The following is a 13,548-nucleotide window of genomic DNA, read 5'->3' as shown; positions in this document are numbered from 1 at the left end:
ACGGCGGCGTCGCTCACTTGTCCGCCCCCTCGGGCGCGTCGATGGCCTCGTCGGCGTCCTCGGCCGGCTCGATCGGCTCGTAGACCAGCACCGCCCGGTTGTCGGGGCGCAGAGCCGCCTGGGCCGCCTCGCGCACCTCCTCCGCGGTGATGTCCAGGACGCGTCCCACGGCACTCAGGGCGAGCTGCGGGTCGCCGAACAGGACCGCGTAACGGCACAGTTCGTCGGCGCGGCCCGCGACCGTCCCCAGACGGTCCAGCCACTCACGCTCCAACTGCGCCTGGGCCCGCTCCATTTCCTCGGGCGTGGGCCCCTCGGCGGCGAACCGGGCCAACTCCTCGTCGACCGCGGTCTCGATCTGCTCCACCTCGACACCGCCGGAGGTCTTCACGTCCAGCCAGCCCAGCGAGGGCGCCCCGGCGAGCCGCAGCAGCCCGAAGCCCGCCGCCACCGCCGTACGGTCGCGGCGGACCAGGCGGTTGTGCAGGCGGGAGGACTCGCCGCCGCCCAGCACGGTCAGCGCCAGGTCGGCCGCGTCACAGGCGCGGGTGCCGTCGTGCGGGAGCCGGTAGGCGGCCATCAGCGCTCGCGCCGGGACCTCCTCGTGGACCACTTCGCGCAGCTGCTCGCCGATGATCTCGGGCAGGGTGCCGTCGCGCGGCGGCTGCTTGCCGTCGTGGGACGGGATGGAGCCGAAATACTTCTCGACCCAGGCGAGGGTCTGCTCGGGGTCGATGTCCCCGACGATCGAGAGCACCGCGTTGTTGGGCGCGTAGTACGTACGGAAGAACGCGCGGGCGTCCTCCAGCGTGGCCGCGTCCAGGTCGGCCATGGAGCCGATCGGGGTGTGGTGGTACGGGTGGCCCTCGGGGTAGGCGAGGGCGGTGAGCTTCTCGAACGCGGTGCCGTAGGGCACGTTGTCGTAACGCTGGCGCCGTTCGTTCTTGACGACGTCGCGCTGGTTCTCCATGGACTCCTCGTCGAGGGCGGCGAGGAGGGAGCCCATACGGTCGGCTTCCAGCCAGAGAGCCAGCTCCACCTGATGGGTGGGCATGGTCTCGAAGTAGTTGGTCCGCTCGAAGCTGGTCGTCCCGTTGAGCGAGCCGCCGGCCCCCTGGACGAGCTCGAAGTGACCGTTCCCCTTGACCTGTCCCGAGCCCTGGAACATCAGGTGCTCGAAGAGGTGAGCCAGGCCGGTGCGTCCCTTGACCTCGTGGCGCGAACCGACGTCGTACCAGAGGCAGACCGCGGCGACCGGGGTCAGATGGTCCTCGGAGAGCACCACACGCAGGCCGTTGGCCAGGCGGTGCTCGGTCGCTGTCAAGCCGCCGGAGCCGGCCTGTGCTGTGGCCGTGTGACCCATGGGCATGTACGTCCCTTCGATCGCGATACTGGACTTCCTGCCAGACCTGCCACTCTAAGCAAGCGCACCGGCACCTGGCGAAGTTCCCGTTCCGCCGATGTTTCCGTCGATGGTGTCGTGGGCGCCGCGGGCCGGGCCGCCGAGGACCGCTTGGGACGGGTCGAGGTCGGCGTTGTCAGTGCGGCGGTCCACAATGGTCCGCGACAGCAGCTCGTCCTGTCAGCTCGTGTCGCCCCGAACAAGTTCAGGTTGTCCGAACAGAATCCGTGAAGGAGTCGCAGCCGCGATGGCCCGCCGTAGCACGAAGACCCCGCCGCCGGACGACTTCGAGGAGAAGATCCTCGACATCGACGTCGTCGACGAAATGCAGGGCTCCTTCCTCGAGTACGCGTACTCGGTGATCTACTCCAGGGCCCTGCCCGACGCCCGCGACGGCATGAAGCCGGTGCACCGGCGCATCGTGTCCCAGATGAACGAGATGGGGCTGCGTCCCGACCGCGGCTACGTGAAGTGCGCGCGCGTCGTCGGCGAGGTCATGGGCAAGCTGCACCCCCACGGTGACGCGTCGATCTACGACGCCCTGGTGCGGATGGCACAGCCCTTCTCGATGCGGCTGCCCCTGGTCGACGGCCACGGCAACTTCGGTTCCCTCGGCAACGACGACCCGCCGGCCGCGATGCGGTACACCGAGTGCCGGATGGCCGACGCCACGTCACTGATGACCGAGGCGATCGACGAGGACACCGTCGATTTCCGGTCGAACTACGACGGCCAGGAGCGCGAGCCGGTCGTCCTGCCTGCGGCCTATCCCAACCTCCTGGTCAACGGGGTCTCGGGGATCGCAGTCGGCATGGCGACCAACATGCCCCCGCACAACCTGGGCGAGGTCATCGCCGCCGCCCGCCATCTGATCAGGCACCCGGGCGCCGACGTCGAGACGCTGATGCGTTTCGTTCCCGGCCCCGATCTGCCCACCGGCGGCCGGATCGTCGGGCTCACCGGCATCAAGGACGCGTACACGGGGGGCCGCGGCACGTTCAAGATCCGTGCCACCGTCGCCGTGGAGGACGTGACACCGCGCCGCAAGGGCCTCGTCGTCACCGAACTCCCCTTCACCGTCGGCCCGGAGAAGGTGATCGCCAAGATCAAGGACCTGGTCTCGGCGAAGAAGCTCCAGGGCATCGCCGACGTGAAGGACCTCACCGACCGGGCGCACGGCCTGCGTCTGGTCATCGAGGTGAAGAACGGCTTCGTGCCGGAAGCGGTGCTGGAGCAGCTCTACAAGCTGACGCCGATGGAGGAGTCCTTCGGCATCAACAATGTGGCGCTGGTCGACGGCCAGCCGCTCACCCTGGGCCTCAAGGAGCTGCTGGAGGTCTATCTCGACCATCGCTTCGAGGTCGTGCGCCGGCGCAGCGAGTTCCGCCGCACCAAGCGCCGCGACCGGCTGCACCTGGTCGAGGGGCTGATCGTCGCCCTCCTCGACATCGACGAGGTCATCCGGATCATCCGGGACAGCGACAACTCGGCGCAGGCGAAGGAGCGCCTGATGGCGCACTTCTCGCTGAGCGAGATCCAGACGCAGTACATCCTGGACACGCCGCTGCGCCGGCTCACCCGCTTCGACCGGATCGAGCTGGAGAGCGAGCAGGACCGGCTCACCGGCGAGATCGACGCGCTGACGGCGATCCTGGAGTCGGACGCGGAGCTGCGCAAGCTGGTCTCCTCGGAGCTGGCCGCCGTGGCGAAGAAGTTCGGCACGGACCGGCGCACGGTGCTGCTGGAGTCGGCCGCGTCGCAGATCGCGTCCGTACCGCTGGAGGTCGCCGACGACCCGTGCCGGGTGCTGCTCTCCTCGACGGGTCTGCTGGCTCGTACGGCCAACGCGGAGCCGGTCGAGATCTCCGAGGACGCCCGGCGGACCAAGCACGACGTGATCGTCTCGGCGGTCGCGGCGACGGCGCGCGGCGATGTGGGGGCGGTGACCTCCACCGGGCGGCTGCTGCGGCTCTCGGTGATCGACCTGCCCCAGCTGCCGGACACCCATGCGGAGCCCAACCTCTCGGGTGGGGCGATGATCTCGGAGTTCCTCAACCTGGAGGCGGACGAGGAGCTCATCTGCCTCACGACCCTCGACGAGGCGTCGCCGGGGCTGGCGGTCGGCACACTCCAGGGCGTGGTGAAGCGCGTCGTGCCGGACTATCCGGCCAACAAGGACGAGCTGGAGGTCATCACCCTCAAGGACGGTGACCGCGTCGTGGGCGCGGTCGAGCTGCGCACGGGCGAGGAGGACCTGGTCTTCATCACCTCCGACGCCCAGCTCCTGCGCTACCCGGCGGCCTCGGTGCGTCCGCAGGGGCGGGCCGCCGGAGGCATGGCGGGCGTCAAGCTGGCGGCCGGGGCCGAGGTGCTGTCGTTCACGGCGGTCGATCCGGTGGTGGAGGCGATCGTGTTCACGGTGGCCGGTTCGCACGGGACGCTGGACGACTCGGTGCTGACGTCGAAGCTCACTCCGTTCGACCAGTATCCGCGCAAGGGCCGGGCGACCGGCGGGGTGCGCTGCCAGCGGTTCCTGAAGGGCGAGGACGTCTTGGTCTTCGCCTGGGCGGGCGCCACTCCGGCCCGGGCCGCCCAGAAGAACGGCGCCCCGGCGAAGCTGCCGGAGGCGGACCCGCGCCGCGACGGTTCGGGGACGCCGCTGCTGCAGCCGGTGGCCGTGATCGCGGGGCCGCCGCTGTAGGCGGTCCGGGACGATACGGGGAGCGGTCCGGGGACGTTACGCCTCGGCGGCCGCTTCCCGCACGTCCACGGGTACGTCTCCGGGGCCCGGTTCCCGTTGTACGTACCGGAGCACGCCCCACATCCTGCGTTCGGCGTCCGGGGCGTCGAGGCCGTCGGCGGAGGTCCGCGCCGGGTCCGGGCTCTCCGACGGCTCCGCGCGGCAGGCGGTGAGCCCGGCCCGCAGCGCCTCGCCGTCGGTTCCGGCGCCGATCATGACGAGCTGGGTGAGCCGCTGTTCGCCCCGCGCCCACGGCTGCGGTACGAAACGCAGGAACCGGCCGACCGCGTGCAGCGCGTACTTGTTGTCCCGGTCCCCCACGCCGAAGTCCGCGAACCCCTTGATCCGGTAGAGGCCTTCGGGGCGGGAGTCGAGGAACGCCAGGAAGCGGCGCGGGTCCATGGGGACGTCCGAGGTGAAGTCGACGCTCTCGTAGGCCGCGTGAAAGTGGTCGGCGTGGCCCTCGTGCCCGTCGTGCCCGCCCTCCTCCCGTAGCAGATCCTCGAACGTGAGCTGACGGGCCTTCTCCTCGCCGTCGGGCCGCAGCGCCGGGTCGAAGAGAAGCTCCGGGTCGATCCGGCCGTGCACGGCGGAGATCACGGCGGCGGGTCCGCTCAGCTCCGCGACCGTCGCGCGCAGCCGCTCCTGCTCGGCCTCCCTCACCCGGTCGGTCTTGTTCAGGACGACGAGGTCCGCGACGGCGAGATGGCGGTCGATCTCCGGGTGGCGCTCCCGGGTCCCGTCGAACTCGGCGGCGTCGACGACCTCGACCAGACCCCCGTACAGGATGTGCGGGTTGTCGCTGGCCAGCAGCATCCGTACCAGCTCCTGGGGTTCGGCGAGGCCGCTCGCTTCGATGACGATCAGGTCCAGCCGGGCGGAGGGGCGGGTGAGCGTCTCCAGGAAGGTGTCGAGTTCGCTCGCGTCGACCGCGCAGCACAGGCAGCCGTTGCCCAGGGAGACCGTCGATCCGACCTGCCCCGCGACCGTCATGGCGTCGATCTCGATGGCACCGAAGTCGTTGACGATCACACCGATCCGGGTGCCCGCGCGGTTGCGGAGCAGGTGGTTCAGGAGCGTGGTCTTGCCTGATCCGAGAAAGCCCGCCAGGACGACGACCGGGATCTGCTGGGTGCGGGGCGGGGTCAACGGGTGCCTTCCTCGGATGGGCGGTCAAGGTGCGGGCACCGGCTGCGGCGGAGGTGTGCCGATGTAGCGGGCCGCGGGGCGGATGATCTTCGAGTCCTCCGCCTGCTCCAGGATATTGGCGCTCCACCCGATCACCCGCGCCGCACAGAAGGTGGGCGTGAACATCGCACGCGGCAGCCCGCAGAGCTCCATGAGGACCCCGGCGTAGAACTCCACGTTGGTGTGCAGCTCCCGCCCCGGCTTGAGCTCCGCGAGGATGGCCTCGACCTGCCGTTCGACCTCCACGGCGAAGTCGACGAGCGGGCCGCCGAAGCCCTGCGCGATCGACTTGAGCATCCGGGAGCGCGGGTCCTCGGTGCGGTAGACGGGGTGGCCGAAGCCCATGATGCGGCGACCGGAGAGGACCTGCTGGCGGATCCAGCCGTCGATGCGGTCCGGGGTGCCGATGGCGTCCAGGGTGTCCAGCGCACGGCTCGGCGCCCCGCCGTGCAGCGGTCCGGAGAGCGCACCGACGGCGGCGATCAGACAGGCGGCGAGGTCGGCGCCGGTGGAGGCGACGACGCGGGCGGTGAACGTCGAGGCGTTGAAGCCGTGGTCGACCGTGGAGATGAGGTACTGCTCGACGGCCCGGACCCGGTCGGGCTCCGCCTCGGTGCCGGTGAGCATGTAGAGGTAGTTGGCCGCGTACGGCAGATCCTCGCGGGGCTCGACGGGTTCGAGGCCCTCACCGAGGCGCTGGAGCGCGGTCAGGATCGTGGGTACGGCGGCGCAGGCGGCCAGCGCGTCCGCGCGGCGGCGGTCGGCGTCCAGGTCGTAGACCGGGCGGTATCCGCTGGAGGCGCCGAGCAGCGACAGGGCCGTACGGAGTCCGGCGAGCGGTCCTGAGACGGCGCCCGCACGGGCGATCGCGGGCAGGGCCTCTCGTACGTCGGCGGGGAGCGCGCGCAGGCTCGCCGTACGACCGGCGAAGTCGGCGGCCGCCGCCCGGCCGGGCAGCTCGCCGTGGAGCATCAGGTACCAGACGTCCTCGAAGCCGCGGGTCTGCGCGAGCTCGATCGCCGAGTACTGGCGGTAGTGGTAGAAGCCCTCGCGGCCGCGGACATCGCCGAGCGCGGTGTCGGTGACGACGACGCCGGCGAGTCCGCGGGGGACGGCAGGGACGACAGGGGTGGTGGTCATGGCCCTTCTCTCCTCCGTGCATGAAACATTGATTCGACTGTCCATGCTTGACTGGAAGTCTGTCAATGTTGATTCAATCAACGTGGAGGCGGTGGATACGGTGGTCCCCATGACGGATCAACGAGAGCCCGGTCGGCCGGACGCACCCCGGCTGACCACCCGCGAGGCGGCCGAGCTGCTGGGGGTGAAGCCGGAGACGGTGTACGCGTACGTCAGCCGTGGCCAGCTCAGCAGCGCGCGGGCGGCCGGGGCCCGGGGCAGCACCTTCGACGCCGACGAGGTACGGGCCCTGGCGCGCCGCTCGGGGCGGCGCGAGCCGTCACCGGCCGGGGGCGACCTCGTGTTCCGTACCGGCATCACCCTCATCGAGGAGGACCGGTACTCCTTCCGCGGGGTCGACGCGACGGAGCTGGCCCGGCGCCACAGCTACGAGGAGGTCGCGGAGTGGCTGTGGACCGGCGAGCTGCAGCCGGGCGTCCGCTTCGTGGCGCCCCCCGAGACCCTGGCGGCCGCCCGCCGGACGGTCGGCGCGCTGCCCGCGCACAGCGGTTCGACGGACCGGCTGCGGGTGGCGGTGACCGCCGCCGCCGCCACGGATCCGCTGCGGTTCGACCTGTCGCCCGAGGCGGTGCTGAGCAGTGCGCGGAGCCTGATCCCGACGCTGGTGGGAGCGTTGCCGGCGGTGGGCGCACCGGAGGCCGACGGTGATTCCCTGGCCCGGCAGCTATGGCCCCGGCTGACCGCGCGACCGGCCGACGCCGCGGCCCTCGCCGTCCTGGACGCCGCCCTGGTCCTGCTGATCGACCACGACCTCGCGGCCTCCACCCTGGCCGCCCGGGTCGCCGCCTCGGCGCACGCCCACCCTTACGCCGTGGTCTGCGCCGGCCTCGGGGTCCTGGAGGGGCCGCTGCACGGCGCCGCGAGCGGGCTGGCCCACCGCATGCTCCAGGAGGCCGTGGACCGGGGCAGCGCGGTCCCGGTGGTCGCCGACCACCTGCGGACCGGGCGCCGGGTGCCGGGGCTGGGCCACCGGCTCTACCGGGGCGAGGACCCGCGGGCCAGGACCCTGTTCGCCCTGCTGGAGGGCGTACCGCAGGCGGCCGGGGCACTGGCGGCGGCCCGGGAGGTCGTCGCCACGACGGCCCGCCACGCACCGCTGCACGCCAACATCGACCTGGCGCTCGCCGTCCTCTCCGTCTCCTGCGGGATGGCGGCGGAGGCGGGCGAGACGGTGTTCGCGGTCTCCCGCACGGCGGGCTGGATCGCGCACGCGCTGGAGGAGTACGGGGAGCGCCCGCTGCGGATCCGGCCGAACGGGCAGTACACCGGCCCCCGGCCCCCGCAACCCACGCCTTGAACCCCAGGTCCGTCCCAGTGCAAATGAGCTACGGATCAGAGGAAATTCTCGCGCGGCGGCTGGGCGGTGGAGCCGCGCACCACCAGTTCGGGCTCGAAGAGCAGCTCGTCCGAGGGCACGGACCGCCCGCCGATCTGCACCGAGAGCAGCTCCACGGCCGCGCGCCCCATGGCCTCGATGGGCTGGCGGACGGTGGTCAGCGGCGGCTCGGTGCAGTTCATGAACGCCGAGTCGTCGTAACCCACGACCGATACGTCGCCGGGCACCGAGAGCCCCCGGCGGCGGGCGGCCCGGACCGCGCCCAGGGCCAGCGGGTCGCTGGCGCAGATGATGCCGGTGACACCTCGCTCCAGCAGGCGCATGGCGGCGGCCTGTCCGCCCTCCAGCGAGAACATCGCCCGTGCCACCCACTCGTCGGGGATGCTCGTGCCGGTCTCCTCGGCGAGCACCCGGGCGGCGGCGAGCTTGCGCTGCGAGGGCACGTGGTCGGAGGGGCCGAGGACGAGGCCGATGCGCTCGTGGCCGAGCGAGACGAGGTGGCGCCAGGCCTGTTCGACCGCCACGGAGTCGTCGCAGGAGACGCCGGGGAAGCCGAGGCTGTCGATGGCCGCGTTGATCAGGACGACGGGGATCTTGCGGTCGGCGAGCACCTTGTAGTGGTCGTGCGGTGCGTCCTCCTGGTGGTAGAGGCCGCCCGCGAAGACCACACCGGAGACCTGCTGCTGGAGGAGGAGCTCGACGTAGTCGGCCTCCGAGACCCCGCCCTTGGTCTGCGTGCAGAGCACCGGGGAGAGCCCCTGCTGGGCGAGCGCGCCGCCGACCACCTCGGCGAAGGCCGGGAAGATCGGGTTCTGCAGCTCGGGCAGGACCAGCCCGACCAGCCGCGCCCGCTCCCCCCGCAACTGGGTGGGCCGCTCGTAACCGAGGACGTCCAGCGCGGAGAGGACGGCCTGCCTGGTGGCGTCGGAGACGCCCGGCTTGCCGTTCAGCACCCGGCTGACCGTCGCCTCGCTGACTCCCACCTTCTGGGCCACTTGAGCAAGTCGTCGCGTCATGAACGCAAGATTAACGCAAGAAGCGCAAGTGGATTGCGCTCCTGACGAACTCGCCGCCACCCCCCGGAACGCCCGTGCGAGAACGCTCACAGAAGCTGCGCCGCCAGGCAGGAGGAGGGCGAGACCCCTGGCCCGCCCGCACGCGCCCGCCCACGGATTTCCGCGCGGCCCCAGCGCCCTTTACCGTCTCTACGATGAACGCCCCACCGCTCTCCGACCGGGGACCGCGCCGGTTCGGCTGGCCGCAGCGGGTCTTCTCCCAGGTGCTGCTGATGCAGCTGGCCATCATCACGGGCGTCACCGTGCTGGCCACCGGCCTGTTCCTGGCCCCCCTCAGCGCCCAGCTGGACGACGAGGCGATGCGCCGCGCGCTGGCCATCGCCCGGAGCACGGCCGCCCAGCCGGGCATCGCGGAGGACCTGCGCACCACGCAGCCGTCCGCGCTCGGCCCCGTCCAGTCCGCCGCCGAGCGGATCAGGCGGGCCACCGGCGCGGAGTACGTCGTCGTCATGGACCGCCGAGGCGTGCGCTGGTCGCACCCGGAGGCGGACCGGATCGGCGAAGTGGTCTCCACCGACCCCGGGGACGCGCTCCGCGGCCGGGACGTCATGGAGATCGACAGCGGCACGCTCGGCCGCTCGGCCCGGGGCAAGGTGCCGCTGCTCGGCGCCTCCGGCTCGTCCGAGGTGGTCGGCGCGGTCTCGGTCGGGATCGAGTACGACAGCGTCCGCGCCCGCCTCCTCGGCACGATCCCGGGACTTCTCGCGTACGCGGGGACCGCCCTGGCCGTCGGCGCCCTCGCCGCGTACCTGATCTCCCGCCGGCTCCAGCGGCAGACCCATGACCTGGCGTTCTCCGACATCTCCGCGCTGCTGACCGAGCGGGAGGCGATGCTGCACTCCATCCGTGAAGGGGTCGTCGCGCTCGACGGCACGGGTCGGATCCGGCTGCTCAACGACGAGGCGCAGCGGCTGCTGGGGCTCGGCCCCGAGGCGGCGGGAAGGCCGCTGGAGGAGGTGCTGGACGCGGGCCGGACCGTGGACGTGCTGGCGGGCCGGGTGGTGGGCGAGGACCTGCTGGCCGTCCAGGGCAGCCGGGTGCTGCTGGCCAACCGGATGGAGACGGACGACGGCGGGGCCGTGGTCACCCTGCGCGACCGGACCGAGCTCGAACACCTCGGCCGTGAACTCGACTCCACCACCGGGCTGATCGACGCGCTGCGCGCCCAGGACCACGAGCACGCCAACAGGCTGCACACCCTGCTGGGGCTGCTGGAGCTGGAGATGCACGAGGACGCCATGGAGTTCGTCACGGAGGTGGTGGGCGTCCACCGGGCGACGGCGGAGCAGGTCACCGAGAAGGTGCGGGACCCGCTGCTGGCCGCGCTGCTCGTCGGCAAGGCGACGGTCGCCGCCGAACGCGGCGTCTCGCTGCGGCTGGCCCCCGGCACGTTGCTGCCGGACCGGGTGGTCGACCCGCGCGGCCTGGTCACGGTGGTCGGCAACCTCGTCGACAACGCCACGGACGCGGCGGCGGGCTCGGGGGACGCCCGGATCGAGGTCGGTCTGCGGGCCGAGGGCCGTACGGTGGTGCTGCGGGTACGGGACAGCGGCCCCGGGATCGCCCCGGAGCGGTACGCGTCGATCTTCACCGAGGGCTGGTCCACCAAGGACCTCCCGGCCCACGGCAAGCGCGGCCTCGGGCTCCCGCTGGTCCGCAGGCTCGCGGAGCGCCAGGGAGGCAGTGTGACGGTCGCCGGGGCCGACGGGGGCGGGGCGGTCTTCACCGTCGTCCTCCCGGAGGCGCTCGGCACAGCGTGCCCCACGACGACCCATCCGGCCACGACGGGAGAGAACCGGTGATCCAGGTCCTGATCGTGGACGACGACGTCCGGGTGGCGGAGATCAATGCCGCGTACGTCGCGAAGGTCGCCGGATTCCGGGTGGCCGCACAGGCCCACTCGGCGGCCCGGGCGCTGGCCGTGGTCGAGGAGGTGCCCGTGGACCTGATCCTGCTGGACCACTACCTCCCGGACCGCAACGGCCTTGCCGTCGTACGGGAGCTGCGTCGGCTGGGCCGTCAGGTCGACGTGATCATGGTGACCGCCGCCCGCGACGTGGCGACCGTGCAGGACGCGATGCGGCACGGCGCGCTCCAGTACCTGGTGAAGCCGTTCACGTACGCGGGTCTGCGCTCGAAGCTGGAGGCGTACGCGGCGCTGCGCCACACGCTCGACGGCGGCGGGCAGGCCGAGCAGGCGGAGGTGGACCGGCTCTTCGGCGCGCTGTGGGCGGCGGGCCGGCCGGACCTGCCCAAGGGTCACTCCCCCACCACCGCCGAGCTGGTCAGGCAGGCGCTGCGCGACGCGGACGGCCCTCTCTCCGCCCAGGAGATCGCGGAGAGCGCCGGGATGAGCCGGCAGACGGCGCAGCGCTATCTGAAGCTGCTGGAGCGGACCGGCAAGGTCCGGCTGACGCTGCGGTACGGCGAGACGGGCCGCCCGGAGCACCGTTACGCCTGGGCGTAGGAGCCTTTCAGGCCGCCCCCGCCCCTGTCAGCGCCCGCACCTCGCTCTCGGCGTGCTTGGCCTCGTCCGGCCGCTCGCGCGAGGTGACCGTGCCGAGCCAGCCCGCCAGGAAGCCGAGCGGGATCGAGACGAGCCCCGGGTTCTCCAGCGGGAAGAGCTGGAAGTCGACGCCCGGGAACAGGGACGTGGGGCTGCCCGATACGACGGGTGAGAACGCGACCAGGACGACGGCGGGGACGAGGCCGCCGTACACCGCCCAGACCGCGCCCAGGGTGGTGAAGTTCCGCCAGAACAGGGAGTAGAGCAGGGCCGGGAGGTTCGCCGAAGCGGCCACGGCGAAGGCGAGGCCGACCAGGAACGCCACGTTGAGGTTCTGCGCGAGCAGGCCGAGTGCGATGGCGACCGCCCCGATCCCGGCGGCGGCAACCCGGGCGACGGCCACTTCGCCGTACTTCTTGCGGTCCGGGCGGCGGAGCGAGGCGTAGAGGTCGTGGGCGACGGAGGCCGAGGAGGCGAGCGTGATGCCCGCGACGACGGCCAGGATGGTGGCGAAGGCGATGGCGGCGACAACGGCGAACAGAACCGTTCCGCCGGTGGAACCCTCACCGCCGCCGAGCACCAGGGCCAGCAGCGGTACGGCGGTGTTGCCGGCGGCGTTCGAGGAGCGGACCTCGGCGGAGCCGACCAGGGCCGCGGCGCCGAAGCCGAGCACGATCGTCATCAGGTAGAAGCTGCCGATGAGGCCGATCGACCAGACGACGGACCGGCGTGCCGCCCGGGCTGTGGGCACGGTGTAGAAGCGCGACAGGATGTGCGGCAGCCCCGCGGTGCCGAGGACGAGGGCGACGCCCAGGCTGATGAAGTCGAGGCGAGCGGTCCAGTCGCCGCCGTAGCGCAGTCCGGGGGCGAGGAAGTTTCTGCCGTGGCCACTGCGTTCGGCCGCGGTGGTGAGCAGACCGTTGACGTCGCCGCGGAAGTGGACCAGGACGAGCACGGTGAGGGCGACGGCTCCGCCCATCAGCAGCACGGCCTTGACGATCTGGATCCAGGTGGTGGCGCGCATCCCGCCGAAGGAGACGTAGACGACCATCAGCGCGCCGACACCGACCACGGTCCAGGACCGGGCCGCGTCGCTCGTCCCCCCGAGCAGGAGGGCCACCAGGGAGCCCGCACCGACCATCTGTGCGACCAGGTAGAGCACGGAGACGGTGACGGAGGAGGTGCCGAGCGCGGTACGCACCGGGCGCTCCGCCATGCGTGCGGCGACCACGTCGGCGAGGGTGAACCGGCCGCAGTTGCGGACGAGTTCGGCCACCAGCAGCAGGACGACCAGCCAGGCGACCAGGAAGCCGACCGAGTAGAGCATGCCGTCGTAGCCGAACAGGGCGATCAGCCCGGAGATGCCGAGGAAGGAGGCGGCCGACATGTAGTCGCCGGCGATGGCGAAACCGTTCTCCATGGGCGAGAACAGGCGTCCGCCGGCGTAGAACTCCTCCGCGGAGCCCTGCCGGTTGCGGCTGACCCAGGTGGTGATGAAGAGCGTCACCGCGATGAACGCACAGAACAGCAGCAGGGCGAGTGTCTGGTGGTCGCCTCTCAACGTCCCAGCCCTCTCGTCATCTCCTGGGTGTCCCACCGCAGTTCGAGGGCGGCCCGATCCCTGCGCAGCCGCGCGTGGCGTGCGTACGCCCAGGTCAGGAGGAAAGTGGTGAGGAACTGGCCGAGACCCGCCACCATCGCCACGTTGACCGCTCCGGCGACCGGGCGGGCCATCAACGCGGGTGCCGTGGTGGCCGCGACGACGTACGCGAGGTACCAGAGGAGGAAGGCGAGGGCGGCGGGCGCCACGAAGCGGCGGTAGCGGCGGCGCACCTCGCGGAAGGCCGCGCTGCGGTGCACCTCCAGGTAGATCTCGGCCGCGCCGGCCCCGGGCCGCTTCTCCCCGGGGCCGCGCGGGCCGTCGGGCTCCGCGCCTCCCACGCCCTCCGCCTCGTCCCAGACCGCGGCCGACGCCTCGTACCACGGGTCGTCGAACCGCACTCCCGCGGCCGTCGGCCCTGCTTCCTTCTCCACCGAGCAACTCCCTTGTCCACGGACCTTTTCGGCCGCGTGGCCCACCATGGGCGGTGAAGGAAGGCC

Annotated in this window: 10 protein-coding genes; 4 read left to right on the top strand and 6 right to left on the bottom strand. The window is 72.0% G+C overall.

Going from position 1 to position 13,548, the window contains the following annotated elements:
* Nucleotides 1–13: 13 nt before the first annotated feature.
* A complete protein-coding gene (locus ABZ154_RS01740) occupies nucleotides 14–1,369 on the bottom strand; it encodes a pitrilysin family protein (RefSeq protein ID WP_356828038.1) in 1,356 nt (451 codons plus the stop codon).
* Between the two features lie 280 nt (nucleotides 1,370–1,649).
* On the opposite strand from ABZ154_RS01740, the gene ABZ154_RS01735 reads away from it, so the two are divergent.
* Nucleotides 1,650–4,103 carry a DNA topoisomerase IV subunit A gene (locus tag ABZ154_RS01735; RefSeq protein WP_356828036.1) on the top strand — a complete coding sequence of 818 codons (2,454 nt, stop codon included), beginning with the start codon at nucleotides 1,650–1,652 and terminating at the stop codon, nucleotides 4,101–4,103.
* A gap of 36 nt (nucleotides 4,104–4,139) precedes the next feature.
* Here ABZ154_RS01735 and ABZ154_RS01730 read toward each other — a convergent pair whose 3' ends face one another.
* Nucleotides 4,140–5,291 carry a GTP-binding protein gene (locus ABZ154_RS01730; RefSeq protein ID WP_356828034.1) on the bottom strand — a complete coding sequence of 384 codons (1,152 nt, stop codon included), beginning with the start codon at nucleotides 5,289–5,291 and terminating at the stop codon, nucleotides 4,140–4,142.
* A 24-nt stretch (nucleotides 5,292–5,315) separates the two neighbouring features.
* Complete coding sequence (locus ABZ154_RS01725) at nucleotides 5,316–6,470, bottom strand: citrate/2-methylcitrate synthase (RefSeq protein ID WP_356828032.1); 1,155 nt, start codon at nucleotides 6,468–6,470, stop codon at nucleotides 5,316–5,318.
* 109 nt (nucleotides 6,471–6,579) lie between these two features.
* Here ABZ154_RS01725 and ABZ154_RS01720 point away from each other — a divergent pair, with 109 nt between their 5' ends.
* Nucleotides 6,580–7,827, top strand: a complete 1,248-nt coding sequence (locus tag ABZ154_RS01720; protein ID WP_356828030.1) for a citrate synthase — start codon at nucleotides 6,580–6,582, stop codon at nucleotides 7,825–7,827.
* Between the two features lie 35 nt (nucleotides 7,828–7,862).
* On the opposite strand, the gene ABZ154_RS01715 is transcribed toward ABZ154_RS01720, so the two are convergent.
* Nucleotides 7,863–8,882 carry a LacI family DNA-binding transcriptional regulator gene (locus tag ABZ154_RS01715; RefSeq protein ID WP_356828028.1) on the bottom strand — a complete coding sequence of 340 codons (1,020 nt, stop codon included), beginning with the start codon at nucleotides 8,880–8,882 and terminating at the stop codon, nucleotides 7,863–7,865.
* Between the two features lie 194 nt (nucleotides 8,883–9,076).
* Here ABZ154_RS01715 and ABZ154_RS01710 point away from each other — a divergent pair, with 194 nt between their 5' ends.
* Both ABZ154_RS01710 and ABZ154_RS01705 read left to right on the top strand, forming a co-directional pair.
* The gene (locus tag ABZ154_RS01710) at nucleotides 9,077–10,744 is read left to right on the top strand and encodes a sensor histidine kinase (protein ID WP_356828026.1); all 1,668 of its coding nucleotides are present in this window, start codon (nucleotides 9,077–9,079) and stop codon (nucleotides 10,742–10,744) included.
* Nucleotides 10,741–11,409, top strand: coding sequence for a response regulator (locus ABZ154_RS01705; protein ID WP_356828024.1), 669 nt, complete (start codon nucleotides 10,741–10,743; stop codon nucleotides 11,407–11,409). The genes ABZ154_RS01710 and ABZ154_RS01705 overlap by 4 nt, the downstream gene beginning before the upstream one ends.
* 7 nt (nucleotides 11,410–11,416) lie before the next feature.
* Here the strand turns inward: ABZ154_RS01705 and ABZ154_RS01700 are convergent, their stop codons facing one another.
* Nucleotides 11,417–13,009: a cation acetate symporter gene (locus tag ABZ154_RS01700; RefSeq protein WP_356828022.1), complete on the bottom strand. Its 1,593-nt coding sequence runs from the start codon at nucleotides 13,007–13,009 to the stop codon at nucleotides 11,417–11,419.
* Nucleotides 13,006–13,482, bottom strand: coding sequence for a DUF485 domain-containing protein (locus ABZ154_RS01695; RefSeq protein ID WP_356828020.1), 477 nt, complete (start codon nucleotides 13,480–13,482; stop codon nucleotides 13,006–13,008). Before ABZ154_RS01695 ends, ABZ154_RS01700 begins: the two co-directional genes overlap by 4 nt.
* Nucleotides 13,483–13,548 lie beyond the last annotated feature (66 nt).

Source organism: Streptomyces sp. NPDC006261 (assembly GCF_040613515.1).
Taxonomy (GTDB): Bacteria; Actinomycetota; Actinomycetes; order Streptomycetales; family Streptomycetaceae; genus Streptomyces.
This window is presented reverse-complemented; position numbering and strand designations above follow the sequence as displayed.

Bases quoted from the DNA above. Each gene is read 5' to 3' on its own strand.
- ABZ154_RS01735 (WP_356828036.1), top strand. From the start codon at position 1,650: ATGGCCCGCCGTAGCACGAAGACCCCGCCGCCGGACGACTTCGAGGAG.
- ABZ154_RS01720 (WP_356828030.1), top strand. From the start codon at position 6,580: ATGACGGATCAACGAGAGCCCGGTCGGCCGGACGCACCCCGGCTGACC.
- ABZ154_RS01715 (WP_356828028.1), bottom strand. From the start codon at position 8,882: ATGACGCGACGACTTGCTCAAGTGGCCCAGAAGGTGGGAGTCAGCGAG.
- ABZ154_RS01740 (WP_356828038.1), bottom strand. From the start codon at position 1,369: ATGCCCATGGGTCACACGGCCACAGCACAGGCCGGCTCCGGCGGCTTG.
- ABZ154_RS01725 (WP_356828032.1), bottom strand. From the start codon at position 6,470: ATGACCACCACCCCTGTCGTCCCTGCCGTCCCCCGCGGACTCGCCGGC.
- ABZ154_RS01710 (WP_356828026.1), top strand. From the start codon at position 9,077: ATGAACGCCCCACCGCTCTCCGACCGGGGACCGCGCCGGTTCGGCTGG.